This is a genomic window from Microbacterium hydrocarbonoxydans (assembly GCF_023715885.1).
Lineage (GTDB): Bacteria > Actinomycetota > Actinomycetes > Actinomycetales > Microbacteriaceae > Microbacterium > Microbacterium hydrocarbonoxydans_C.
The window spans coordinates 676,431-702,097 of record NZ_JAMBOY010000002.1; the positions used below are offsets into that span (position 1 = coordinate 676,431).

Genomic DNA, 25,667 nt, shown 5'->3' on the forward strand with positions numbered 1-25,667 from the left:
TCGCGCGATTCGAAGCCTGCTGGCCGGTGCCAGGATGGAGTGATGCACACGAGTGAGCCCGCGCGATGATCCGCGCTCTCGCCGCGATGCAGGACCGCGGGTTCCGCTGGTTCTTCCTCGCCCGTGCGATCACCATGATCACGGGATCGATGTCGTCCATCGCCCTGGCCTTCGCGGTGCTCGAGATCGACAACGACCCGCAGTCGCTGTCTCTCGTGCTCGCCGCCTTCACGCTCAGCAACATCGTCTTCCTGCTGTTCGGCGGCGTCGTGGCCGACCGTCTGCCGCGGGCGCTCATCATCCAGTCCTGCTACGTGATCGACATCATGAGCATCGGCACGATGGCCGCACTGCTCTTCACCGGCACGGCGACCGTCCCGCTGCTCGCGCTGCTGTCGGTGCTGAACGGGGCGTCGACCGCGTTCGTGCTCCCGGCGATGCAGGGCATCATCCCGCAGCTGACCACGCCGGAGCACCTGCAGCAGGCGAACGCCATGCTGTCGTTCGTGCGATCGGCGACGACGATCGGCGGCCCCATCATCGCCGGCATCGTCGTCGCGACCGCAGGCCCCGCCTGGGTCATGGTGTCGCAGGCCGTCGCGTGGGCGCTCGCGATCCCGGTCCTCGCGATGGTCCGCCTTCCCCCGCCCGTGCGCGGTGGCGGCACGTCGCTTTTCCACGACCTCCGTGTCGGCTGGCAGGAGTTCTCGAGCCGCACCTGGTTGTGGACGATCGTCGTGGCGTTCATGATCATGAACGCCATCCACATCGGGGCATGGGGCGTCGTCGGTCCCTACATCGCGAAGAATGACGACCGGCTCGGCGTCGCCGGGTGGGGGTGGGTCGTGAGCGCCGAGGGCGTCGGCGTCCTGCTCATGACGCTGGTGCTGATGTGGTTCCCGCTCAAGCGGCCACTGCGGTGCGGCATGATCGGCATGGCGACGTTCGCGATCCCGCTCACGGTGCTCGGCGCCCACCCCGCCGTCGTGCTCCTCGCGATCGCCGCGTTCCTCGCGGGAGCGGGCGCCGAGGTGTTCAGCACCGGATGGAACGTCGCCATGATGGAGAACGTGCCGGGCGACAAGCTCTCGCGCGTCTACAGCTATGACATGCTCGGCAGCTACGTCGTTCTGCCTGTCGGCACACTCGTGTACGGGTGGCTCGTCACGCACAGCGACATCGTCGCCGTGCTGATCTGGTCGGGTGCGGTGTACGCCGTGATCGCCCTGCTCGCCCTCGCCGTCCCGAGCGTCTGGCGCATGGGACGCCCCGCCGAAGCCCTCGGCTCCGGCAAGACGGGGTTGGCGGATTCATAGCAATCCGGGCAAGACTGTGAGCATGACCTTCGCCGCGCTCCAGCCCCTCGCCGACCGTGCCGCACTGTTCACCGCCCTTCGTCAGGATGCCCTGGCGCAGGAGCTCGAGAAGCTCGGCGACAACCGCTGGGATGCCGACATGGCTGCCGGCACCATCACCTTCACGTCGAACGCGGACGCCGCGGGTCAGCTCGTCGCCCGCGCACACCTCATCGCCACGATCGCTCCCGGCCCCCGCTCGCTGCTCTGGGCATGGGCGCACCCGCAGGGCGACGCCACCGGGATCGCACTCCAGCTGCGCGACTACGGCACCGAGCACGGCATCTCCGCGCTCAGTGACGCTGAGCTGCCCTTCCCCGCCGACGCCGGCGGGGATGACTGGATCGCGGCTGCCGGTCACACCGTCGGCGCGGTCGCCGTCGAACTGACCGGCCGCTCCCCGTACTACGTCGCCCCGGTGGGCGGCGGGACCTCGGCCGTGTTCCTCCTCGACGCCCCGATCGCACCGCTCACAGTCGCCGCGGCTGCGATCGCGCTTCCGCGCATCCTCTCGGGTCTCGCGCTTCCCGACGCACGAACCTCGGTGTGGGATGCCGCCCGCCTCGCCGGCTGGAACCTCAGCTGGACGGACGAGTCGTTCTCGGGAGCGACCGTGTCCGACTCGAGCGGCTCGGCGACCTTCCGCTTCGACGACCAGGCCCGCATCGCGAACATCGAGAGCAGCCTGCAGCCGCAGAGCTGAAAGAGACTGCACGGCGCGTCATTGTCCCAGACGCTGGCGGGCGGGTGTCGACCACGCCGAAGCCGCGATCCTGCACGGCGCGTCAGCGTCCCAGACGCTGGCGGGCCGTCTTCATGCCATCGCCGATCGGCACATGCCGGGTGGCGGCTGCGAGACCGAAGGCCGGCATGTCGACGTACACGGCTTCGAGATCCTTCGTCGGCACCTGATACGTCTCGTGCCACACCCCCACGCTGCCCGTGCCCTGCAGCGTGCGCATGAAGTCGCGCCAGGGCTGCAGGTGCGGCGCGTCGCGATCGGCCGCGAAACGCTGCAGATGCTCGGGGCTCTCCCAGTACGTCAGCAGCAGAGTCGTCCTGCCGAACCAGCTCTGCATGCCCAGCATGCCCGCCTCGGGGTGCGTCATGAGGTGCTGCAGCATCGGCGGCATCCTGCTCGCCGTCCACATCACCCGCCCGACCTGCCACCACCTGTTGGCGCGCATGCCGATCAAGAACACCGTGATGTCCGAGCGGTCGACGGATGCCGTGAACCGACCGGGGAAGACCTGCTGAGCCACGAACGGCCACCTTTCGTCGAGGTCGTACTTGCTGTAACGATGTTACGAAACGACGTTACGGTATGCTCGCTGACATGGCAAGGCCCCCGCTCTACGACGATGCTCTACGAGAGCGCCTTCTCGCGGCGACCGCCGCCATGGTCGACGAGAAGGGCCCGGAGCGGGTCAGCCTCCGCGAGATCGCCCAGACCGCCGGCACGTCGACATCGGCCGTATACGCCCTGTTCGGCGGGAAGAACGAGATGCTCGTCGCCGTCATCGAGAACGGCTTCGCGTCGTTCGGCGCCTCCCAGGCCGCGGTCGAGCCAGACGGGCTGCGCGCGCTCGGCCTCGCCTACCGCGACTGGGCGACGAAGAACCCCGCCCTCTACCGGCTGATGTTCAACGGGTCCATCACGACGCTCATCGACTATCGGCCCGACGACGAGAAGACCGGAGCCGCGATGGCACCGCTCATCCGCACGCTTGCTGAGCGCGTTCCCGCAGACAGAGTGACCGCAGCCGCGCTGACGGTCTGGGCGCAGGTGCACGGAGCCGTGAGCCTCGAGCTCGCCGCCGTCACGCCGGTCGCCGTTGATTGGGCTGCCGTCTACGACGAGGTCGTCACGGCTGTCGAACGGGCCTTCCCCGCATCCTGACCCGCGACCGGCCGCCGGACCTGCTGCCGATGTGCGAGTCTGGGCGCATGAAGAACGGAATCGTCAGGTTCGCCGCCCTCTACGTGTTCAACGTCGTCGTCCTGCTGCTGATCGGCTGGCTCTCGCCCGGCGTGTCCGTCGGCCTCAATGCGCTGTGGGCGTCCGTCATCCTGACTCTCGCCGCCCTCGTCCTCAAGCCGCTCCTGACGCGCGTGTTCCGCGGGATGGCGGCGAGGTCTGCGGCCGACCGCACGAGGGCGGGCGAGAAGGTCGTGCAGTACCTGCTCGTCTATCTCGTCGAGCTCATCATCTGGGTCGCGGTCGTCTGGTTCAGCGGGGTGCGGGCGCACGGGTTCTGGAGCTACGTGCTCCCGCCGCTGCTCCTGCTGCTCGGCTGGGTGGTCTACGACCTCGTCGACGACAGGCTCCGCGCGAAGACGGGCGAGCTGTACGACGTGGTGAGGTCGAAGATTTCGGGCAGGGCCTCCGACCACTGACCCGCGCGTCGCAGAGATGCGGCGACGTCGCAGGAATCCGAAGAGTTCCTGCGACGCCGAAGCTGATCCGCGACCGCCGCGCGCGTCAGGCCAACCGCTCCGCGGCCTCCACCACGTTCGTCATGAGCAGCGCGACCGTCATCGGCCCCACGCCGCCCGGGTTCGGCGACACCCAGCCCGCGACCTCGGCCACGTCGGGGTGCACGTCACCGAAGACGAGGTTCTTGCCCGTCTCGGGGTCGGTCTCGCGCGTCACGCCCACGTCGAGCACCGCTGCGCCCGGCTTGACGTCCTCGGCGCTGATGAGGTGTTTCACCCCGGCGGCGGCCACGATCACGTCGGCCTCGCGCAGATAGCGCGGCATGTCGACCGTGCCCGTGTGCGTCAGCGTGACGGTGGCGTTCAGGTCGCGGCGCGTGAGCAGCAGCCCGATCGAGCGGCCGATCGTCACGCCGCGGCCGACGACGACCACGTGCTTGCCCTTCAGGTCGTAGTCATTGCGCAGCAGCAGCTCGATCACTCCGCGCGGCGTGCACGGCAGCGGGGTGTGGATCGGGCTGTTGACGTTGAGCACGAGACGACCCAGGTTGGTCGGGTGCAGGCCGTCGGCATCCTTCGCCGGGTCGATCCGCTCGAGGATCGCGTCGGTGTCGATGTGCTTCGGCAGCGGCAGCTGCACGATGTAGCCGTGGCAGCTGTCGTCGGCGTTGAGCTCGTCGATCAGGGCCTCGACGTCGGCCTGCGTGGCATCGGCCGGCAGCTCGCGCTGGATCGAGTTCATGCCGATCGCCTCGGACTGCCGGTGCTTCATGCCGACGTAGAGCTGGGATGCCGGATCGGCGCCGACCAGCACCGTGGCGATGCCGGGGACGATCCCCTTCTCCTTCAGCGCAGCTACCCGTTCGGTCAGCTCGGCCTTGATCGCGGCGGACGCCGCCTTGCCGTCGAGAACGCGAGCGGTCACTGCTGCAGGTCCGGGTAGAGCGGGAAGGCCGCGGCGAGCGCATCGACGCGTGCGCGAAGCGCCTCGATGTCGGCACCGGGGATCAGGGCGAGCGCGATCACGTCGGCGACCTCGGTGAACTCGGCGTCGCCGAACCCGCGCGTCGCGAGGGCGGGCGTGCCGATCCGAAGACCCGAGGTCACCATCGGCGGGCGCGGGTCGTTCGGCACCGCGTTGCGGTTCACGGTGATGTGGATCTCGTGGAGCAGGTCTTCGGCCTGCTTGCCGTCGAGCTCGGCGTCGCGCAGGTCGACCAGCACGAGGTGCACATCGGTGCCGCCCGAGCGCACGCCGATGCCGGCGTCCTTCACGTCCTGCTGCGACAGACGCTCGGCGATGATCGAGGCGCCGCGCAGGACGCGCTCCTGACGCTCCGCGAACTCGGGCGTCGCGGCGAGCTTGAACGCGGTCGCCTTCGCGGCGATCACGTGCATGAGCGGGCCGCCCTGCTGGCCCGGGAAGACCGCGGTGTTGATCTTCTTGGCGATGTCGGCGTCGTTCGTGAGGATGAAGCCCGAGCGCGGCCCGCCGATCGTCTTGTGCACGGTCGACGACACGACGTGCGCGTGCGGCACGGGGTTCGGGTGGAGGCCGGCGGCGACGAGCCCGGCGAAGTGCGCCATATCGACCCAGAGCAGGGCGCCGACCTCGTCGGCGATCGCTCGGAACGCCTCGAAGTCGAGGGTGCGAGGGTACGCCGACCAGCCGGCGATGATGACCTTGGGCTTGTGCTCGAGGGCGAGGCGGCGCACCTCGTCCATGTCGATGACCGAGGTCTCGGGGTTCACGCCGTACGCGACGATGTCGTAGAGCCGGCCGGAGAAGTTGATCTTCATGCCGTGCGTGAGGTGGCCGCCCTGGTCGAGCGACAGACCGAGCAGGGTGTCGCCGGGGCGAGCGATCGCGTGCAGCACAGCGGCGTTCGCCGACGCGCCGGAGTGCGGCTGGACGTTCGCGAACTCAGCGCCGAACAGGTCCTTCGCGCGCTGGATGGCGAGCTCCTCGGCGACGTCGACCTCCTCACACCCGCCGTAGTAGCGACGGCCCGGGTAGCCCTCGGCGTACTTGTTCGTGAGAACCGACCCCTGCGACTGCAGCACGGAGACGGGCACGAAGTTCTCGGACGCGATCATCTCGAGGAAGGTCTGCTGACGCTTCAGCTCGCGGTCGAGGACCTCGGCGATCTCGGGGTCGACCTCGGCGAGCGGGGCGTTGAAGTAACGGTCGGTCATGGTGACATGCTCCTCTGACAACGGAATCGAAGGGTGTTCCTATCGGCCCAGGCGCGCGGTCGAAGTCCGTGGTCAGTCGCTCCCCGGTGGTAGTCCACCCAGACGCCAGTCGCGACGATTCGAGCATACCGGATCGCCTCTGTCGTCGCCGTGTGCCCGCACGGTAGGTTTTGTTCATGGTCCTTCCCCTCCCCCTCGTCCCCCTTCCCGTCTCCGCCGTCGTCGGCGAGGGCCGGATGCCGGTCACCGAGAGCATGCGAGTCATCGGCGACTCTCCCGCGGCGATCCAGCTGATGGATGCCGTGGCACACCGCACCGGCATCCGTCTCACCACCACCGACGTCGCTGAGCCCGGTGCGATCACCCTGCACGTGGAATCCGGCGCCGCCCCGGCGGAGGGATACCGTCTCTCGATCGGCGAGAACCTGCAGATCGTCGGCGGCGATGAGGCCGGACTCTTCTACGGCGTGCAGAGCCTCCTGCAGCTGCTGACCGAGGAGAGCGGCGTCTGGAGCCTTCCCCGCGTCGAGATCACCGATGCCCCGCGGTTCCCCCGCCGCGGGGTCATGCTCGACGTCACCCGCCACTTCTTCGATGTCGCCGAGGTCAAGCGCTTCATCGACGAGACGAGCGCGCTGAAGTACAACCACCTGCACCTGCACCTCAGCGACGACCAGGGCTGGCGCATCCAGATCGACTCGTGGCCGAAGCTCACCGAGCTCTCGTCGACGTCGGCCGCAGACGGCGACCGCGGCGGCTTCTACACGAAGGAGGAGTACCGCGACATCGTGGCGTACGCGGCGGCGCGGCACATGATCGTCATCCCCGAGATCGACCTCCCCGGACACACACACGCGATCGGCGTCGCGTACCCCGACCTCGTCGAGGAGCCTGTGCTCAACGACGCCCTCGTATCGCAGGCGAAGGAGCTCGACCAGCCGCTCCCCGTGAAGGGCGAGCCGTACCTCGGCTGGGGTGTCGGCCACTCGAGCGTCCGGATCCACGAGGAGCGCACGTACGAGTTCGTGCGCGATGTCATCCGCGAGCTCGTCGAGCTCACCCCCGGGCCGTACATCCACATCGGCGGCGACGAGTCGCTCGGCACCCCGCAGGCGGACTTCGATCTGTTCGCCGAGCGCGCGACCGCGATCGTGGTCGAGGAGGGGAAGATCCCCGTCGCCTGGCACGAGATGGGCTCGGCCGCCGGCATCGCCGAGGGCACCGTCGGCCAGTACTGGGGCATGACGACGCCCTCCGAGACGCACGCCGCGGAGGCCGCCCGCTTCGTGGAACGGGGCGGCGCTCTGATCGTGTCCGCCGCTGACGCCGCCTACCTCGACATGAAGTACACGCCCGACTTCCCCCTCGGACTCACGTGGGCCGCCGTCGTCGACGTGCAGCGCGCGTACTCCTGGGACCCGGCCGCCGTGCTCGACGTGCCCGACAGCGCCATCCTCGGCATCGAGGCGCCGCTCTGGAGTGAGACGACCCGAACCTACGCCGACGTCGAGCAGCTCGTGTTCCCCCGCGCGGCGGCTCTCGCCGAGGTCGCCTGGTCGCCACGGGAGGGCGAAGGACGCGACTGGGAATCGTTCCGCGCACGCATCGCGTCGCTCGCGCCGGGCTGGCGCGCCCGCGGCGTGAACTTCCACGCGTCGCCCGAGATCGACTGGGCCGCGCCTGAGATCGACGGGGTCGAGCAGTGACGGTGGAGCCGACCGCGTCGGGGTCGCTCGTCATCCACCGAGCGCGGCTGGTGGACGACGGCACCATCGCCGACGACGCCTGGGTGCGCATCGAGGACGGCCTCGTCGTCGCGACCGGCACCGGCAGCACGTGGGACCCCGCGGATCGCATCGTCGACGCGCGCGAGACCGCCGGCGACGGGGCGGTGCTGACGCCCGGCTTCGTCGACATCCACGGGCACGGCGGCGCCGGCGCGGCGTTCGACGACGGGATCGACGCGATCCGCACCGCACGCGCCCTGCATCGCGCACACGGCACCACCCGGGCGTTGGTGTCGCTCGTCACGGCGCCGCTCGACGACCTCGCGCGTCGCGTCGCCGAGATCGCCGAGCTGATGCGCAGCGACCGCGACATCCTCGGTTCGCACCTCGAGGGGCCGTTCCTCGATCCGGGACACCACGGCGCCCACGAGCCGAGCCTGCTCCGGGCGCCGGCTGCGGCGGACGTGGCCCGACTTCTCGAGGCGGGCTCCGGCACGGTGCGCCAGGTCACGATCGCGCCGGAGCTGCCGGGCGGGCTGGATGCCGTCCGGCTGATCGTCGAGGCGGGCGCCGCGGCGGCCGTCGGCCACACCGACGCAGACGCCGACATGGCCCGCGCGGCGTTCGACGCCGGGGCGTCGATCCTCACTCATGCGTTCAACGCGATGCCCGGCATCCATCACCGCGCGCCCGGCCCGGTGCTGACGGCGGCAGCAGACCACCGCGTCGTGCTCGAGGCGATCGCCGACGACGTGCACCTCGACCCGCATGTCGTGAAGCTGCTCTTCGACTCCGCCCCCGACCGAGTGGCCCTGATCACCGATGCGATGGCTGCGGCGGGCAGCGCCGACGGGCACTACGACCTCGGCGCCGTGAGCGTGACCGTGCAGGACGGCATCGCCCGTGCCGACGACACCGGATCGATCGCCGGCTCGACGCTCACGCAGGACGTCGCTCTGCAGCGCACGGTGGCGGCCGGGATCCCGCTCCCTGTCGCGGTCCGCGCTCTCACGCGCACCCCCGCGTCGGCGATCGGATACGGCGACCGGCTCGGCGCGCTCTCCCCCGGGTACGCCGGCGACGCCGTGCTGCTGGATGCGGAGCTGCGCGTCGTGCGCGTCTGGGTGGGCGAGGTCTCCTAGCTCGTTGCGCGACGACGCGCAGCTCTGCGCTCTCCGGTCCTCCTCAGGGCGGAGGGCCGCCTTTCCCCAGAACGGCGGCCCTCGCACTTTCCCCTCTCAGAGCCGGCGGGCCGGGAACTCCTCCCCCGAGGCACCCGACCCGCCGTCCACCGGTGCTCATGCCCCTCTGCACCAGCGCCTGGTCCCTCCGCCCCCCGGTGGAGGACCATGGCTGTCTCTACGGGATGAGACGACGGCCCCGCCGATCCATTACGCGACTTCTCAGAATTTCTTCGAATTTTTTCTCCGCTCCCGTGACCGGTCGCTCTGACCGGGCCTTTTCCTGCGTGCAACCCGTCGACGAGAGTTCCATCCCGGGGTGGCGAACCGGGGAGATCGGAGGGAGAATGGGTAAGGCGCGTGATGAAGGACGGTTTCACGCGTCTCTTCATGTGGGGACGCATCCGCTCCCCATGACAGATGGATGACAGTGAGCCAGGACAACACCGCGAGCCAGAAGGCCTCGAACGACGAGACCATCGCCGACGCCGACCTCGTGCTGCGCACCCGATCGGGTGACGCCGCCGCCTTCGGGGAGCTCTGGAGACGCCACTACCCGTCCGGCATGTCCGTCGCCCGCTCCATCACCTCGTCCATCGACCCCGACGACCTGGTCCAGGAGTCGTACACGCGCATCTATCAGGCCATCATCAAGGGCGGCGGACCCAACGGCTCCTTCCGCGCGTACCTGTTCACGAGCATCCGCAACACCGCAGCCGCGTGGGGGCGCTCGCGACGCGAGTCGGCCATCGACGAGCTCGACACCGTCGCCGACCCCCACAGCACCGAGCAGGCCACCGACGAGGCCCTCGACCGCAGTCTCACCGCTCAGGCCTTCCGCAGCCTCCCCTCGCGGTGGCAGGAGGTGCTCTGGTACACCGAGATCGAGCAGATGAAGCCCGCCGAGGCGGGCCCCCTGCTGGGCATGAAGGCGGGTGCCGTCTCGCAGCTCGCGTTCCGTGCCCGCGAGGGTCTGCGGGAGGCGTGGATCCAGGCGCATCTGCGCAGCGCCGAGCCGGGCTCCGACTGCCAATGGACCATCGAGCACCTCGGCGCGTACTCGCGCGGCAACCTCGGCGTGCGTGACAAGAAGCGCCTCGAAGCACACCTCGAGGACTGCGCGCGCTGCATGATCGTCGCCGCAGAGGCCAAAGACGTCTCGACACGCCTCGCCCTCGTGCTCCTTCCGCTCGTGCTCGGCGTCACCGGAGCGACCGGGTACCTGGCCGCCCTGCAGGGTGGCGGAGCGCCGGTCGTCGCGTTGGCCGCGATGCCGTCGGCCGTGACCGAGGGCGCGGTCGTCGTCGGCGGTGGCGCTGTCGCCGCCGGAAGCTCCGCGGGAGCGAGCGCCGGAGCAGGCGGGACCGCAGGCACCGGAGCCGGTGGTGCCGGCGCTGCCGGCGGAGGCGTGCTCAGCGGAGTGGGCGCCCTGGTCGGAGCCGGCTCGGCCGCCCTCATCGTCGCCGGTGTCGTGACCGCTGCGACCATCGTTCCCGGCCTCGTCGGCGCCAACCCGGCCGCGTCGTTGCCGAGCGCGGGCGACAGCGACTCGTCGTCGATCAGCGCCGATGTCGGCCCGGACGAAGCCATGGCCGCCGATGAGCCCGTCACGGTCGAGACGCCGGCGCCCGAGCCCGTCATCCCGCCGGTGGAGGCTCCGGTGACGCCTGAGGCCGCCGAAGATCAGCCACCCGCCACGGCTCCCGCTGCGGCAGCGCCCGTCGCACCGGTCGCACCGGTCGCACCGCCCGTCACCGCACCCGGCGACGAGCAGCCCGAGACGGAAGAGCCCGGGGGCGGAGACCCCGGCACCGGAGAGCCGGGGACGGAGGAACCCGGCACGCCCGTCGTCCCGACGGTACCCTTGGAGTTCGGCGCGGCCGGGATCTGCCTCGACGACGACCTCGTCACCCACGTCTCCGTCGGCGTGCTCGGCACAGCCGGCACCGAGGTGGACGCGCTCCTCGGTGGAGGGAGCGGCGGCGCCGACGGCACGCAGCTCGGAGCGTCCGGAGCCGGGACGATCAGCCTCCGACCGACTCTCACGCAGATCATCATCAGCTCGACCGTCGAGGTCCACTACGTCACTCTCGACGGCCCCGTCCTGCCGAGCACGACGACGCTCGCCGGCCTGGGTGTGACCCTGGACGCCGTACTCCTCGCGCCCGCCTGCGGAGTGCCCGACGACGTCCCGGCCGACACCGAGGTTCCGGCGGACGCCGCGCCGCCGACGGACGCTGCGACCACGCCGGCGGATGCCGTCACCACCCCCGCGCCCATCGTCGGGCCTGCGCAGGCTCCTGCGGAGCAGGCTCCTGCGGAGCAGGCACCGGTGGAACAGGCACCCACGCAGCAGGATCAGGCACCGCAGGAGCCCGTCGAAGCCGCCCCGGTCGAGCGCGAGACGGCCGCGGTCGTCGAGGCTCCCGTCGAGGAGCTCCTCGTCGACGGGACTGCGGACTCCGCGCTCCCCCTCCCCTGAACTCCGCCGGCACGACGGCTGGAAGCCTCGGAGGCGAATCGCCTTCTTCCCGGCGAATTAGACTGGAATCATGCCCGAGGAACCGCCCGCCGTACCCGGCGTGAACCGCCCGACCATCACCGCTCTCGACGTGATCCGCTCGATCGTCCTGGTGATCTCCGTCGCGACGCTCGCCCTCTGGGGCTTCGCCACCTGGCCGATGCCCTGGAACATCGTGCTCGGCATCGGCGCACCGGTTCTCGTCATCCTCGTCTGGGCTCTGTTCCTCTCTCCGCGGCCCGTGCTGCGTCTCCACCCCTTCCTGCGCGCGGCGGTCGAGCTGCTCATCTACGTCAGCGTCACGATCGCGTGGTGGCTCATGGATCAGCCCGTCGTCGGCCTCGCATTCGCGCTCGTCGCGGTGGGCGCCGGGGTCGTGAGCGGCCGGCGGCGCATCGCATGACGACCGGCACCCGCTCCCTCGCGGCGGCTCTCCGGCCGTGAGGATGCAGCGATGACGACGACGTCCGGCATGACGGCCCTCGACCTCCTCGTCGACGCGCTCGGCGACGTCGTCGACACCGACCACGCAACGCTCGAACAAGCCAGAGCCGACAGTTCCGGTCATGCCGCGGTGGGGCGGCCGGTCGCTGTGGTGCACACCGAGACCGTGGCACACGTGCAGACCGTCATGCGCATCGCCTCCGAGACGCGCACCCCCGTGGTCGTCCGAGGAGCCGGCACCGGGCTCGCCGGAGCGGCCAACGCGGGCGACGGCGAGATCGTCCTCTCCACCCGCCGCATGACGGCGATTCGCGAGGTGCGTGCCGACGACCTGCTCGCGGTCGTCGAACCCGGCATCCTCAACGCCGAGCTCAACGACGCCCTGGCGGAGCACGGACTCTGGTGGGCGCCCGACCCCGCAAGCCGCGCCATCTCGACGGTGGGCGGCAACATCGCGACGGGTGCGGGCGGCCTGCTGTGCGCGAAGTACGGCGTCGTGCGCGATGCCGTACTCGGCGTCGACCTCGTGCTCGCCGACGGGCGCCTGCTGCACCTCGGACACCGCAGTGTGAAGGGCGTCACCGGGCTCGACCTCACCTCGCTCGTGATCGGTTCGGAGGGCACGCTGGGCGTGGTCGTCGGGGCCACGCTGAAGCTGCGCCGCCTCGTCGCCGGAACGACCTGCACGATCGCAGCCGTCTTCCCCGATGTACGGCGCGCGGCTGCCGCCTCGGCCGCCGTGACGGCATCCGGGGTCCAGCCCGCGATCATGGAGCTGATGGATGCCGCGAGCCTCAGCGCCGTCGCGGCTCTGCTCGACCTGCCCGCTCCCGGCGAAGGCAGCGCCCAGCTGACCATCCAGACCGACGGACCGGCCGCGACCGCCGAAGCGACGATGATCGCCGAGATCCTCACGGCCCACGACGGCGCCGTGCAGGTGTCGTCCGACCGTGAGGAGGGCGAGCGTCTGCTGGCGATCCGCCGTTCGATGCACGCGGCGATGGCGTCACTGGGCACGACGCTGATCGAAGACGTCTCGGTGCCCCGGAGCGCCATGCCCGCGATGTTCGACGAGATCGCCCGTATCGAGCGGGCGTTCGGGATCACGATCCCCACCGTGGCTCATGCCGGCGACGGCAATCTGCACCCGAACTTCATCTTCGAGGGCCCGGAGACGCCCGCGCACATCTGGGCAGCAGCCGACGAGCTGTTCCGCGCTGCTCTGGCGCTGGGAGGCACCCTGACCGGGGAGCACGGCATCGGCACGCTCAAGAGCCGATGGCTCGCCGACGAGCTCGGCGACGACCAGTGGCAGCTGCAGCGGCAGATCGCGCGCGTCTTCGATCCGCTCGGCATCCTCAACCCGGGAAAGGTGTTCGCCGCCGATGCCTGACATCCACGTCAGCGCCGCCGTGATCCTCGATCCAGCCGGTCGCGTGCTCGTCGTGCGCAAGCACGGCACGACCCGGTTCATGCAGCCTGGCGGCAAGCCTGAGGCGGGTGAGACCCCCGCGCGGACACTGATCCGCGAACTGCACGAGGAACTCGGCCTGAGCCTCGCCGACGCCGATCTCACCCCGCTCGGCCGTTTCGTGTCGGCGGCCGCGAACGAGCCAGGTCATCGCGTGGTCGCCGACGCGTTCGCCGTAGACATCGCCCAGGCCGACGTGACGGTGCAGGCCGAACTCGCCGAACTGCGCTGGATCACGGCTCAGGATGCCGAGACGCTGCCACTCGCGCCGCTCAGCGTCGAGCACCTGCTCCCGCTCGCCTGGGCACGCGGCAGCTGAGAGGGGCGGCGCGGGTCAGATGCCCTGCCAGGCGGGCTTGTTGGCGAAGGTGTAGCGGTAGTAGTCGGCGAGCTTCAGTCGCGACGCGGCCGCCTCGTCGATCACGACGGTCGCGTGCGGGTGCAGCTGGATCGCCGAGCCGGGGAGGATCGCCGAGAGCGGCCCCTCGACGGCATCCGCCACGGCCCGCGCCTTGCCCTCGCCGAACGCGAGCAGTACGAGGTGGCGCGCGCGCAGGATCGTGCCGAGCCCCTGGGTGATGCAGTGCATCGGCACGTCGTCGATCGAGTCGAAGAAGCGCGCATTGTCCTCGCGCGTCTGCTGGGTGAGCGTCTTCACCCTGGTGCGCGAAGCGAAGGACGACCCGGGCTCGTTGAAGCCGATGTGGCCGTCGGTGCCGATGCCGAGGATCTGGAGGTCGACGCCGCCGGCCTCCTCGATCGCCTTCTCGTAGTCCTCGCCCGCGTGCTGGATCGTCGCCTCGGCGCCGTTCGGCACGTGGATGCGCTGCGGGTCGAGACCCAGCGGCTCCACGACCTCCTTGGTGATGACCGAGCGGTAGCTCTCCGGGTGCGCGGGGTCGAGACCGACGTACTCGTCGAGCGCGAATCCGCGCACCTGCGAGACATCTCGACCGGCCAGCTGTGTGCGCAGCGCCTGGTACACGGGCAGCGGCGTGGATCCCGTCGCGAGGCCGAGCACGGCGTCCGGACGCGCGTCGATGAGGTCGACGATCTCGCCGGCGACCAGGGCGCCCGCTGCGGCGGCGTTCTCGACGATGACGACTTCAGCCATGGGTGACGATCTCCTTGAGTGGTGTGGTGGCTCCGACGAGCGCGGCGCCGACGGCAGCCGCGGGCGACCCGAGTGGAAGCAGTTCGATCCGGTCGTCCAGGTGCAGCGAGCGCATGAACGCAGAGGTCTCCGCACCCGCATGCAGGGCGTCTCGGACACCTGCCTCGAGGCGGGTGCCGAGAGCCGTCAGGCCCCCGCCGATGATGACGCGCTCGACGTCGGCCGAGAGCACGAGTGCGCGGACCGCCGCTGCCGCCCCGTGGAACAGGTCGGCGCGCAGCGACACGGCGAGCGGATCGCCCTCCTCGGCGGCGTCGAGGATGTCGCGCACGGGGTGCGCGCCGGGGCGCCCCCAGGCCTTCGCCAGGGCACCGCCGCCGCAGAACGTCTCGATGCAGCCGCGCTGACCGCAGCCGCACAGGCGTCCTGCCGGGTCGACCGAGAGATGACCCACCTCCCCCGCCGTGCCGCGGGCGCCGCGCCAGATGGCGCCGTCGACGACGATCCCGGCCGCCACTCCCGTCCCGAGGTTCAGATACGCCATCGATCCCTCGATGCGGCGCAGTGCGGCGGCGCCGAGCGCAGCCGCTTTCACGTCGTTCTCGACCCGTACGGTCACGCTGAGCCGGGCGGCGACACGCTCGGCGAGGTCGAGCGACTCGACACCGAGATTCACCGCGTGCAGCACCCGTCCGGTCACCGCGTCGACGAGCCCCGGGATGCCGATGCCCACGGAGTCGATGTCGGCGACGGTCAGGCCGGCCTCGACGGCGAGATCGAGCACGGCGGCGGAGACGCTCTCGACGACGGCATCCTCCCCCCAGCCGGTCGCGCGCCGCAGTCGGGCGAGGATCTCGCCCGACGGTGCCACGGCGACCGCGTCGATCTTGGTGCCGCCGACGTCCAGGCCGACGCGAATGCGTCGACCGGCGAGGTCGACGGTGATGGCATCCGTCATCGGATGGTGCTCCCGCCCCGGGTCGAGTCGAGGGCGCCGCTCACGAGACGCCCAGCTGGCTGGACAGGACCATCACGGCGGCGCCGCGCAGCACGATGTCGGACTGCTGGGTGCGCCGGATGACGACGTCTTCGAACACGCCCTCGAGCGTGCGGGCGTGCAGAGTCTCCACTGCCGCGTCGACGAGGACGCCGTCGAGCAGGTCGCCCTGCCCGGACAGCACGACTTCGGAGAGGTCGAGCGCGGCGACGATGGGGGCGATCGCGATGGCCATGCGCGTCCCGGCGTCGCGGAGGATGTCGTCGCGGGAGTCCGGTGCGGCCTCGATCGCGGCGCGAAGGCGGCTCTCGCTGAGCCACGCCTCGAGGCATCCGTCCTTGCCGCAGGCGCAGCGCGGGCCGCCGTCGGTGCCGACGACCACGTGCCCGATCTCGCCCGCCGCGAACCGGCTGCCGAGAAGCGGCTGACTGCCGGTGATGACGCCGGCGCCGACTCCTCGACCGATCTTGATCAGCATAAAGTCCGCCTCGGCGTCGCCGAAGGTGTACTCGGCGAGCACTGCGGCGTTCGCGTCGTTGCGCACGAGCACGGGCAGGTCCAGGTCGACGCCCAGCTTGGCCTCGAGCGGCAGGTCGGACCAGCCGAGGTTCGGCGAGCTGAGCACCATCCCGTCGGGGCGCACCACACCGGGCGTTCCGATGCCGACACCCAGGATCGGTTGCGTGGCGTCGGCGACGAGCTCACGGGCGAGCTGCAGCAGGGCAGCGTACGCGGCATCGCCGTCCGGAGTCTCCGGACGCGGCACCTCGCGGCGTCCGATGACGTCGCCGTCGAGGCTCAGCAGTGCGCCGGTGAAGGCGCTCGGCGCCGAGAGGTCGATGCCGATGATCTGATGGCCGACACGGTCGATGTCGATGAGGATCGGCGGCTTGCCGGGGCCCACCGTCTCGCGGACTCCCATCTCGATGACGATGCCGTCGGCGATGAACTCCGCGACGAGGTCGGAGATGGTGACGCGGGTGAGTCCCGTCTCCCGCGAGAGGTCGGCGCGGCTCATGGCGCCGGAATGATAGAGCGTCTGCAGCACGAGTGCCCGGTTGTGACCGCGGGCGTGCTCGGGCAGCACCTTGGCGCGCGAGCGCAGATGCCGCGCAGGGCCGAAGGCGTGTGCGCTCGTCCCGACGTACTCCGACGTCGTCGACGGGCGCGTTTCATCCGATACGGACATGTTTGTTAGTAGACCTTACGAACAAAAATTGTGCAACCCCACCGCGCAGGGCGCCCGGGAGGGTTACCGAAACGTTACATTACGATGACGACCGAGAGTCAGCCGTCCCGATCCGCCTCTCCCGCCCGCTCGACGAGCCGGGCGACGAGGCCTTCGACGATGCCCTCCCGCGCCTTCCGCGTGAGCGGCTTCCCGGGAATGCCGGGGCGTCGCTGGGCGGGCGTCGGACCGTCGAGAGGACGATACCGCACCCCCCGCTCGGCCAGGCGTCGGAGGTGCGTCGGCAGCCGCCTCGCGAAGTCCGCGAACGGCGCCGGTTCCCCACCGTCCCACAGTCGCTCCGCGACCGCTGCAAGCCTCGGGAACATCGCGAAATCCACACGATCGCGCGTCGGCAGGTGCTCCGTCCAGACGTTCGCCTGGCCTCCGGACGCCCCCTTCTCCACGCGCAGCGCATACACCTGCTGGATCGGCAGCGGCGGTCCGACGCGGATCGGCTCCTCCTCCGAGTCGGACTGCGGGTAGTCGAGGTAGACGCTCAGATCCGGGCACGCGATGACCGGGATGCCGCGGCGCAGCGCCTCACGCATCGCGACGGGGCCGCGCCAGGCGAGGATCGCGACGCCATCGGGCACGTCGCCCTCCAGCACCTCGTCCCATGCGAGCGCCGTGCGTCCCCGTGCGCGGACGTGCGCGACGAAATGCGCCGTGAACCACGGCTGCACGTCGTGGGCCGACACGAGCCCGAGCTGCTGCATCCGCTCCTGCGCCGCCGGACTCTGCTCCCACTCCGTCACGGGCACCTCGTCGCCGCCGATGCCGATCCACGGCGAGTCGAACAGGTCGCACAGGGCGTCGATGGCAGCCCGCCCGAAGGCGAGCGACTCCTCGGTCGGCGCGAGCGTGCGCGGATTGACCCCGAACCTCTCCCACGGAGCGGTGACGGGCTCGCCCGCGTCGGTGTTGCCGAGCTCCGGATACGCGGCGAGACCGGCCTGGATGTGACCGGGCAGCTCGACCTCCGGCACGAGCGTGACGTGGCGCGCTGCGGCGTACGCGACCAGGTCGCGCAGCTCGGCATCCGTGTAATGGCCCTCGTGCACGCCCGGTTCGACCGTCGCGAGCGGGCCATGGCCGCGCTGTGTCGCCTCGCGTCGCGCGCCCACCTCCGTGAGTCTCGGGTAGCCGGGCACCTCGAAGCGCCACCCCTGGTCGTCGGTGAGGTGCAGGTGCAGGACGTTGAGGTGGTGGTCGGCGAGCAGATCGATGAGCCGACGCACGTCGTCGGCGGGCCGGAAGTGCCGCGCGACGTCGAGCATCGCCCCACGCCAGGCATAGGCCGGGGCGCCGGTCCACTCGCCCGCGGGGATGCGCGACCGCTCCGCGCCGGGCTCGCGCAGCTGTCGCAGAGCGGTCGCGCCGCGGAAGACGCCGGCGACCGATGCGCCGGCGACGGATATCCCGTCCGCCGCGACGACGATCCGGAACGCCTCATCGCCGACACGCCCCTCAGCGAAGGGCGCGCTCGCGAGCGTGTGGTCGATCCGCAGCGTGATCGCCGGGACCGAACTCCGGGCGACGAGCGCACCGCCGAGGCGCTCAGCGCTCGCGGCGAGGTCGTCGGTGGCGACGACGGGCGTCTCCGCAGTCCAGACGAACGGAGGGACCATGGGGTCGATGTGCGAGTGCGCGAGCGGAACAGTCGCGCGATGCGCGGGCGGCGGCATGCGGAGCGCGCGCCCGGGAGAGCTGCCGGTGGCGTGACCCTGCTGCACCACCGGCTCGCCGGCGACCAGCACCTCCACGACGCCGACGGGCGCCGCGTGCGGGTCCTCGAACGTCGCGCCGGCGGCGATCGTCTCGGGGTCGAACAGCACGAGATCGGCCGTCGCGCCCTCGCGGATCACCCCGCGGGGTGCGTCGCCCCTGTCGAGACCCAGCCGCGCGGCCGGCGTGCCGGAGAGGTGCCGCACGGCCTCCTCGAGCGACAGGATGCCGAGTTCGCGCACATAATGGCCCAGGTAGCGCGGGAACGCGCCACGCCCGCGCGGATGCGGACGTGCGCCGATCAGGATGCCGTCGCTGCCACCGGTGTGGCGGGGATGCCGCATGATCGCGCGGACGTTCTCCTCGTCGCCGATGTGCATGAGGATGCTCGTGGCGCCGGCATCCTCGACGATCGTGTCGAGCACGACGTCGACGGCGCGCCGCCCCTCGGCCGTCGCGATCTCGGCGACCGTACGGCCGACGAGCCCGGAGAGCGCTGGGTCACCCGTGCCGGCGATCTGGATCGCCTCCCAGTCGGCTCGCTCGCCGTGGAAGCCGTCGCAGCCGATGTCCTCCAGTTCGACCCGCACCGCCTCGCGCCCTGCGGTGTCGAGCGCCGCGAGCGTCCCGAGCAGGTCTCCGCTCTCCGAGAGCCTGCTCGGCAGCAGCGCTGCGAGGGTCGTCGCGCCGGGGAGGTAGGGGTAGGTGTCGAGCGTGACGTCGACGCCGTCGGCGAGCGCCTCGTCGACGAGAGCGAGCAGCTCGTCGGCCCTGCCGCGATTGGGGAGGAAGTTCATCGTGGCGTGCGTGAGGTGGATCGGGCACCCGGTGCGACGCCCGATGTCGAGCGCCTCGCGGTACGCGTCCAGCGCCGCGCCGCCGTAGCTGCGGGTGTGGGGCGACCAGTAGCCGCCGCGCTCCGCGACCACGCGGCACAGCGCCTCGAGCTCGGCGGTGTCGGCGTACATGCCCGGGGTGTACGTCAGGCCGCTCGACATGCCGAAGGCCCCGGCGTCCATCGCCGCGCCCAGCAACTCGCCCATCGCCGCGAGCTCGGCATCGGTGGCTCGGCGGTTCTCGTGGCCGACGACCATCATCCGGAGGTTGCCCTGCGGCACGAGCACCGCGGCGTTCGCGACCGCTGCGGCGTCGAACGCCGCGAGCAGGTCGTCCATCGTGCGCCACGGCACCGACGTCGGAGCACCGTTCCAGCCGGCGATCTGCGCGGGGATGATCGCGGCCGTGGCGTCGTCGAGCGGCGCGTAGCCGAGCCCGTCCTGCCCGACGACCTCGGTGGTCACGCCCTGCAGGATCTTCGCGGTGTGCGCGGCGCCCTCGAGCACCGCGAGCTCGCTGTGCGCGTGCATGTCGATGAACCCCGGCGCGAGCACGAGCCCGGCGGCGTCGACCTCGACGGCGGACTCGGGCAGATCAGGCGCCGCGTCCACACCCTCTCCCACGACCGCGACGACGCGAGCGCCCTCGACGTACACGTCGGCGCGGTAGCGCTGCCCGCCCGTGCCGTCGACGACCGTGGCATCGCGGTAGACGCGAACCGGCTTCTCGCTGCTCAGAAGCACGTCGCCACCGCTCCGATCACGCGCGGGTCGTCGGCGTCGGGGTCGTCTATCACCGCGACCACCTTCCACTTGTCGAACGCGGTGCAGGGGTGCGAGAGCCCCAGCCGCACGACCTCGCCCTGCACGACCGACGCGTCGGCGCCGAGGCTCAGGAACGCATGCTGGTCGTTCAATGCGGTGATCGTACCGCCCACCGACTGCGGGACAGGCAGGTCGATGTCGAAGGGCACGTCGCGGCGCCCCGCGTCGAGCAGGGCGAGGCCCGGCTCGGGCTGCGAGACGACGCGCGACCACGCATGCATCGCGGAGCGCAGAGGCTCGGTGCCCGTCAGCGGACCGAACGGCGACATGCGGGAGTAGAACCCGTCGTCGTGGATCTGGAACGCGCCGGAGCGCAGCACGACGTCGGCCCCGTCGTTGTGCGGTGCGAGCACCGCGGCCGCGCGGTCGGGGAACGAGCTGCCACCTGCGCTGAGCACGGGCCGGACGCCGTCCGGGTACGCCAGGCGCGAGTGCAGCTCCACGAGCGTGCCGAGATAGGCGTCGACGGCGGCGATAGAGCTGTCGCTGCGATCAGGGCCGAAGGGACCCTCGTAGCCCGTGACGCCGGCGAGGCGGATCCCGGATGCTGCGGCGATCGCGCCCGCGATGCGCTCGCCCTCCTCGATCGTGCGGGCCCCCGTGCGCCCCCCTGCTCCGCCGAGCTCGACGAGCACGTCGAGGGGACGAGCGGCGCCCTCGAGCGCACCGGCGAGGATCTCGACCGTCCGCTCGGAGTCGGCCCAGCACAGGATCCGCAGCTCGGGGTCGGCGGCGAGCAGCTCGCCGAATCGCCGTGCGGCCGCCGCATCGGTGACGGCGTTCGCGATCAGCACGGTCTGCACGCCCGCCTCCACGGCAACCTCGGCCTGCCACGGCGTCGCGACCGAGATGCCCCAGGCGCCCGCGTCCAGGAGACGCTGCCACAGCGCGGGAGCCATGGTCGTCTTGCCGTGCGGCGCGAGCCGGACCCCCTGCTCGGCGGCCCAGGAGAACACCGTCGCCTCGTTGTGGGCCAGTGCCGCCTCGTGCACGGTGAACACCGGGGTGACCAGATCCGAGAGCCGGAGGTCGGCGTCGGCGACATCGGAGAGATGCAGCCCTCCTGCCAGGGCCGGAAAGCCCTTCGCCCAGGTGCCGAGGACGGGATCCGGAATTTGTAGAGGCATCTAACAAGGCTACTAGGCTTGCAGCATGACTTCGAAGACCCGCATCACGACAGACGCCGCCCCCGCCCCCGCCCACACCTTCTCGCAGGGCGTACGCAAGGGCCCGTTCGTCCAGGTCTCCGGCCAGGGCCCGGTCGACGCCGTCACCAACGAGTACCTGTACCCCGGCGACGTCGCCGCGCAGACCACGCGCACCCTCGAGAACGTCAAGGCCATCGTCGAGGCCTCCGGCGCGACGTTCGACGACGTCGTGATGCTGCGCGTCTACCTCACGAAGCGCGAGGACTTCCCGATCATGAACGACGCGTACGGCGCCTTCGTCGAGGCGAACACGCCGAGCGGCGTGCTCCCCTCGCGCACCACCGTGTTCACCGGTCTGCCTCGCGAGGAGATGCTCGTCGAGATCGACGGCATCGCCATCGTCGAATGATCGCGGGCTGCGCCGTCCGCTGAATCGTGCGGGTCCGAGAGGGCCCGCACGACCGTTGCCCCCTCGTTACCTTCGATCCCGTAGCATTGAATGTGATAAAGGCCACGTAGAACCGGGGGGTGAAGTTCGTGACCGATCTGATCTCAGCGCAGGATGCGAAGACTGAGAAGCTGACCGAGGCGGGCTCCGCCGACACGGTCGCTCTGACGCCGTCGGGTGACGAGACCCCGACCGACTCGATGCCGCCCGAGAGCGGCGACCAGCCGCTGGCCTGGGCTCCCATCGAACCGGCGCCCAAGAAGAAGCGCCTCGGACTGTGGATCGGCCTCGGTGTCGGCGCGGTCGTCATCGGCGTCGGCGCAGCCTCGATGATCCTCATCGCACCCGGCACCACGGTGGCCGGCATCCCGGTGGGCTGGATGACACCCGGCGCCGCCGCCGACGTCATCAGCGCCCACGTCTCCGAGACCGAGGTCACGCTCACCGGAGCAGGCGACGACGTCGTGCTCACCGGCGCGGAGCTCGGAGCCGCCGTCGACGCGAGCGCCCTCGCCGACAAGGCCTTCGCCGAGCACCCGATGTGGAACGTCGGCGCCTGGATGGGCGAGCCCGTCGCGGGCGAGATCGCCCTCGATCCCGCCGTCGCAGACACCGCACTGCGCGACGCCGTTCCCGCGAGCTTCGAGGACCCGGTCGACGCCGGCGTCGTCTTCGACGCGGCCACCGGCAGCTACGTCATCACACCGTCCGCGACGGGAACCGGGGTGGATGTCGCCGCGCTCAACGAGGCGTTCATCGACACGATCGCCGAGGGCGGCAAGAGCTTCGAGTTCCCCGGGGGGCCCGCCGAGGCGGCCCCGGCGGTCACCGACGAGGACGCCACCGCGCTCGCCACGTCGATCAACACGATGCTCGGAACGATGGGCTTCTACCTCGGCGAGGAGCGCACCGTCCCGGTCGACGCCGCCACCGCCTCCACCTGGTTCACCGTCGTCGACGATGACGGCACGCTCCGCATCGAAGCCGATCAGGCTGCGATCCAGGCGACCGTCGACGCGCTGCCCGCAGCCGTCGACCGCGCACCGGTCAACGCCACGCAGATCGTCGATTCGTCCGGCAAGGTGCTGCGCACCGAGTCCGAGGGCGTGAACGGCCGCGCACTGAGCGACACCTCGAACCTCGCGTCCGACGTGGCGGACAAGCTCGAAGCGGGCGAGAGCGTGTTCCCGATCTCGGTCACCGAGACCCCGTTCAGCGCCGTCACGCTCCTGCGCAAGATCGACGTGAACCTGAGCTCGCAGACCGCGACGCTGTACGAGAACGGCGCCGTCGTGCGTTCGTGGAAGATCTCCTCCGGCAAGGCTGCGACGCCGACAGACGTCGGCAACTTCAAGGTCTACGCCCACGTGCGCTCGCAGACCATGAAGAGCCGCGAGCCCGACGGCTCGATCACCGAGACACCGAACGTCCCGTGGGTCACGTACTTCAACGGCGACGAGGGCTTCCACGGCACCTACTGGCACAGCAACTTCGGCAACCGCATGAGCCACGGCTGCGTGAACATGCCGATCGACGTCGCGAGATTCGTGTACGAGTGGTCTCCCGTGGGCATGGAGGTCTCGGTCCACAACTGACCGACCGCCGCGCACACCGAGAGTCGAGCGGATACGACGAAGGGGCCGGATGCTCAGCATCCGGCCCCTTCGCGTGCGTCAGCGCAGTGCGTCGACGATCTCGTTCAGCGTGGACGACGGGCGCATGACCGCGGCCACGAGCGCGTCGTCGGGGCGGTAGTACCCGCCGATCTCGACGGCCGAGCCCTGTACGGCGTTGAGCTCGGAGACGATCTGCTCCTCCTTCTCCGAGAGCGCAGCGGCGACCGGAGCGAAAGCGGCGGCGAGCTCGGCATCCTTCGACTGCGCAGCCAGCTCCTGCGCCCAGTACAGCCCGAGGTAGAAGTGGCTGCCGCGGTTGTCGATCGTGCCGAGGGCGCGACCGGGCGAGCGGTCCTCCTCGAGGAAGGTGCCGGTCGCGGCATCCAGCGTCTCCGCCAGCACGCGCGCCTTCTCGTTACCGGTGCGGTCGGCGAAGTGCTCGAGCGAGGCGGCCAGCGCGAAGAACTCGCCGAGCGAGTCCCAGCGCAGGTAGTTCTGCTCGACGAGCTGCTGCACGTGCTTCGGCGCCGACCCTCCGGCTCCCGTCTCGAACAGTCCACCGCCGGCCAGCAGCGGCACGATCGAGAGCATCTTGGCGCTCGTGCCGACCTCGAGGATCGGGAACAGGTCGGTGAGGTAGTCGCGGAGCACGTTGCCGGTCACCGAGATCGTGTCGAGGCCGTGACGCATGCGCGCGAGCGTGTAGCGCGTGGCCTCCTCCGGAGCGAGGATCGTGATCGTCAGGCCCTTGGTGTCGAGCGTCGCGAGCCCCTGGTGCACCTTCGCGATGATCTGCGCGTCGTGCGAACGGTTCGCGTCGAGCCAGAACACCGCGGGAGCCCCGGTCGCACGTGCACGCGAGACCGCCAGCTTGACCCAGTCCATGACCGGGATGTGCTTGGTCTGCGTGGCGCGCCAGATGTCGCCCTCGCCGACCTCGTGCTCGATGAGCACGGTGCCCTCGCTGTCGAGCACCTGCACGGTGCCCGCCGCGGCGATCTCGAAGGTCTTGTCGTGGCTGCCGTACTCCTCGGCCGCCTGTGCCATGAGACCGACGTTCGGCACGGTGCCGATCGTGGCGGGGTCGAGCGGGCCGTTGGCGATGACGTCGTCGATCACGGCCTGGTAGACGCTCGCGTAGGAGGAATCCGGGATGACCGCGAGGGTGTCGGCCTCGCCGCCGTCCTTGCCCCACAGCTTGCCTCCGTTGCGCACGAGGGCAGGCATCGACGCGTCGACGATCACATCGCTGGGGACGTGCAGGTTCGTGATGCCCTTGTCGGAGTTGACGTAGGAGAGACGCGGCCCCTCGGCGATCGCCTTCGCGAACGCGGCGGCGATCTCGTCGCCGCCGGCGATGCCCTCGAGCCCCGCGAGGATCGACCCGAGACCGTCGTTCGGGTTGAGCCCGGCGGCCGCGAGCTGGTCACCGTACTGCGCGAAGACGTCGGCGAAGAACGCCTTGACCACGTGGCCGAAGATGATCGGGTCACTGACCTTCATCATCGTCGCCTTGAGGTGCACCGAGTAGAGGACGTCGTCACCCTTGGCCGTCTCGAGTGTCTCGGCCAGGAAGGCATCGAGGTGAGATGCGGAGAGGAAGGTGGCGTCGACGATCTCGCGGGGAAGGACCTTGAGGCCCTCCTTCAGCACGGTGACCGTACCGTCCTCGGCGATGTGGCGGAAGCTCAGCACGTCGTCATGGGCGGCGACCCACGAACGCTCATTGTGCTTGAAGTCGTCGTGACCGAGCGTCGCGACGCGGGTCTTGGATCCCTCGGCGAACGGCTTGTTGCGGTGCGGGTGCTTCTTCGCGTAGTTCTTGACGGCGAGCGGCGCGCGGCGGTCGCTGTTGCCCTCACGGAGGACCGGATTCACTGCCGACCCCTTGATGCGGTCGTAGCGGGCGCGGATGTCCTTCTGCTCGAGCGACGAGGGCTCGTCGGGGAAGTCCGGGATGTCGTAGCCCTGGGCCTGCAGCTCGGCGATCGCGCCCTTCAGCTGAGGGATGGATGCCGAGATGTTCGGCAGCTTGATGATGTTCGCCTCCGGCAGCGTGGCGAGCCCGCCGAGCTCGGCCAGCGCGTCGCCGACCTGCTGCTCGGGAGCGAGCTTCTGCGGGAAGGCAGCGAGGATGCGGCCTGCCAGAGAGATGTCACGCGTCTCGACGTCGATGCCCGCCTGGCCCGTGAAGGCCTGGATGATCGGAAGGAAGGAGGCTGTGGCGAGCGCGGGAGCCTCGTCCGTGTAGGTGTAGATGATGGCGTCGTCGGTCACCGGGAGGTTCTCCGTTCACGAGGGCAGAATTGTCTCGATACCAAGATACCTGAGCGCTTCTCGCCCCGAGAATCTGCTCGTCTCTGGGACGGATCGCACCGGAGGGGCTAGCCTGTCAC

Annotated in this window: 21 protein-coding genes and 1 riboswitch; of the genes, 12 read left to right on the forward strand and 9 right to left on the reverse strand. The window is 70.5% G+C overall.

What is annotated here, in order from left to right:
• The first annotated feature begins 65 nt into the window (after nucleotides 1-65).
• On the forward strand, nucleotides 66-1,316 hold the full coding sequence (locus tag M3195_RS07520; RefSeq protein WP_251586131.1) for an MFS transporter: 1,251 nt from the start codon (nucleotides 66-68) through the stop codon (nucleotides 1,314-1,316).
• A 22-nt stretch (nucleotides 1,317-1,338) separates the two neighbouring features.
• Nucleotides 1,339-2,058: a DUF6882 domain-containing protein gene (locus M3195_RS07525; RefSeq protein ID WP_251586133.1), complete on the forward strand. Its 720-nt coding sequence runs from the start codon at nucleotides 1,339-1,341 to the stop codon at nucleotides 2,056-2,058.
• Between the two features lie 82 nt (nucleotides 2,059-2,140).
• Here M3195_RS07525 and M3195_RS07530 read toward each other — a convergent pair whose 3' ends face one another.
• Complete coding sequence (locus tag M3195_RS07530; protein WP_251586135.1) at nucleotides 2,141-2,617, reverse strand: DUF4188 domain-containing protein; 477 nt, start codon at nucleotides 2,615-2,617, stop codon at nucleotides 2,141-2,143.
• 74 nt (nucleotides 2,618-2,691) lie between these two features.
• On the opposite strand from M3195_RS07530, the gene M3195_RS07535 reads away from it, so the two are divergent.
• Both M3195_RS07535 and M3195_RS07540 read left to right on the forward strand, forming a co-directional pair.
• Nucleotides 2,692-3,255: a TetR/AcrR family transcriptional regulator gene (locus M3195_RS07535; RefSeq protein ID WP_251586137.1), complete on the forward strand. Its 564-nt coding sequence runs from the start codon at nucleotides 2,692-2,694 to the stop codon at nucleotides 3,253-3,255.
• A 47-nt stretch (nucleotides 3,256-3,302) separates the two neighbouring features.
• Nucleotides 3,303-3,752 carry a hypothetical protein gene (locus M3195_RS07540; protein WP_251586139.1) on the forward strand — a complete coding sequence of 150 codons (450 nt, stop codon included), beginning with the start codon at nucleotides 3,303-3,305 and terminating at the stop codon, nucleotides 3,750-3,752.
• Between the two features lie 85 nt (nucleotides 3,753-3,837).
• Here the strand turns inward: M3195_RS07540 and M3195_RS07545 are convergent, their stop codons facing one another.
• Nucleotides 3,838-4,716 (reverse strand): bifunctional methylenetetrahydrofolate dehydrogenase/methenyltetrahydrofolate cyclohydrolase, encoded by an 879-nt coding sequence (locus tag M3195_RS07545; protein WP_251586141.1) that lies wholly within the window; start codon nucleotides 4,714-4,716, stop codon nucleotides 3,838-3,840.
• Nucleotides 4,713-5,987, reverse strand: coding sequence for a serine hydroxymethyltransferase (gene glyA, locus M3195_RS07550; RefSeq protein WP_251586143.1), 1,275 nt, complete (start codon nucleotides 5,985-5,987; stop codon nucleotides 4,713-4,715). Before glyA ends, M3195_RS07545 begins: the two co-directional genes overlap by 4 nt.
• 38 nt (nucleotides 5,988-6,025) lie before the next feature.
• Nucleotides 6,026-6,110: riboswitch (ZMP/ZTP riboswitch) on the reverse strand.
• A 53-nt stretch (nucleotides 6,111-6,163) separates the two neighbouring features.
• Here glyA and M3195_RS07555 point away from each other — a divergent pair.
• From M3195_RS07555 to M3195_RS07580, 6 genes are all read left to right on the forward strand, one after another.
• Complete coding sequence (locus tag M3195_RS07555; RefSeq protein ID WP_251586145.1) at nucleotides 6,164-7,693, forward strand: family 20 glycosylhydrolase; 1,530 nt, start codon at nucleotides 6,164-6,166, stop codon at nucleotides 7,691-7,693.
• Between the two features lie 2 nt (nucleotides 7,694-7,695).
• Complete coding sequence (nagA, locus tag M3195_RS07560; protein WP_251586147.1) at nucleotides 7,696-8,856, forward strand: N-acetylglucosamine-6-phosphate deacetylase; 1,161 nt, start codon at nucleotides 7,696-7,698, stop codon at nucleotides 8,854-8,856.
• 463 nt (nucleotides 8,857-9,319) lie between these two features.
• Entirely contained in the window at nucleotides 9,320-11,377 is a 2,058-nt protein-coding gene (locus M3195_RS07565; protein WP_251586149.1) for a sigma-70 family RNA polymerase sigma factor, read from the forward strand.
• 70 nt (nucleotides 11,378-11,447) lie between these two features.
• On the forward strand, nucleotides 11,448-11,819 hold the full coding sequence (locus M3195_RS07570) for a YrdB family protein (RefSeq protein WP_251586151.1): 372 nt from the start codon (nucleotides 11,448-11,450) through the stop codon (nucleotides 11,817-11,819).
• A gap of 69 nt (nucleotides 11,820-11,888) precedes the next feature.
• Nucleotides 11,889-13,253: an FAD-binding oxidoreductase gene (locus M3195_RS07575; protein WP_251586461.1), complete on the forward strand. Its 1,365-nt coding sequence runs from the start codon at nucleotides 11,889-11,891 to the stop codon at nucleotides 13,251-13,253.
• Complete coding sequence (locus tag M3195_RS07580) at nucleotides 13,246-13,650, forward strand: NUDIX hydrolase (RefSeq protein ID WP_251586153.1); 405 nt, start codon at nucleotides 13,246-13,248, stop codon at nucleotides 13,648-13,650. The genes M3195_RS07575 and M3195_RS07580 overlap by 8 nt, the downstream gene beginning before the upstream one ends.
• Nucleotides 13,651-13,665: 15 nt before the next feature.
• On the opposite strand, the gene nagB is transcribed toward M3195_RS07580, so the two are convergent.
• The 5 genes from nagB to M3195_RS07605 form a co-directional block, all read right to left on the reverse strand.
• Nucleotides 13,666-14,445, reverse strand: a complete 780-nt coding sequence (nagB, locus tag M3195_RS07585) for a glucosamine-6-phosphate deaminase (RefSeq protein WP_251586155.1) — start codon at nucleotides 14,443-14,445, stop codon at nucleotides 13,666-13,668.
• The gene (locus M3195_RS07590) at nucleotides 14,438-15,403 is read right to left on the reverse strand and encodes an ROK family protein (RefSeq protein ID WP_251586157.1); all 966 of its coding nucleotides are present in this window, start codon (nucleotides 15,401-15,403) and stop codon (nucleotides 14,438-14,440) included. Before M3195_RS07590 ends, nagB begins: the two co-directional genes overlap by 8 nt.
• 40 nt (nucleotides 15,404-15,443) lie before the next feature.
• On the reverse strand, nucleotides 15,444-16,631 hold the full coding sequence (locus M3195_RS07595) for an ROK family transcriptional regulator (RefSeq protein WP_251586159.1): 1,188 nt from the start codon (nucleotides 16,629-16,631) through the stop codon (nucleotides 15,444-15,446).
• Between the two features lie 98 nt (nucleotides 16,632-16,729).
• Nucleotides 16,730-19,978 (reverse strand): family 20 glycosylhydrolase, encoded by a 3,249-nt coding sequence (locus tag M3195_RS07600; protein ID WP_251586161.1) that lies wholly within the window; start codon nucleotides 19,976-19,978, stop codon nucleotides 16,730-16,732.
• A complete protein-coding gene (locus tag M3195_RS07605; RefSeq protein ID WP_251586163.1) occupies nucleotides 19,969-21,186 on the reverse strand; it encodes an alanine racemase in 1,218 nt (405 codons plus the stop codon). Before M3195_RS07605 ends, M3195_RS07600 begins: the two co-directional genes overlap by 10 nt.
• 25 nt (nucleotides 21,187-21,211) lie before the next feature.
• On the opposite strand from M3195_RS07605, the gene M3195_RS07610 reads away from it, so the two are divergent.
• Nucleotides 21,212-21,616, forward strand: a complete 405-nt coding sequence (locus M3195_RS07610; protein ID WP_251586165.1) for a RidA family protein — start codon at nucleotides 21,212-21,214, stop codon at nucleotides 21,614-21,616.
• Nucleotides 21,617-21,735: 119 nt separating this feature from the next.
• Nucleotides 21,736-23,250 carry a L,D-transpeptidase family protein gene (locus M3195_RS07615; protein WP_251586167.1) on the forward strand — a complete coding sequence of 505 codons (1,515 nt, stop codon included), beginning with the start codon at nucleotides 21,736-21,738 and terminating at the stop codon, nucleotides 23,248-23,250.
• A gap of 78 nt (nucleotides 23,251-23,328) precedes the next feature.
• Here M3195_RS07615 and M3195_RS07620 read toward each other — a convergent pair whose 3' ends face one another.
• On the reverse strand, nucleotides 23,329-25,548 hold the full coding sequence (locus tag M3195_RS07620) for an NADP-dependent isocitrate dehydrogenase (RefSeq protein WP_251586169.1): 2,220 nt from the start codon (nucleotides 25,546-25,548) through the stop codon (nucleotides 23,329-23,331).
• Nucleotides 25,549-25,667 lie beyond the last annotated feature (119 nt).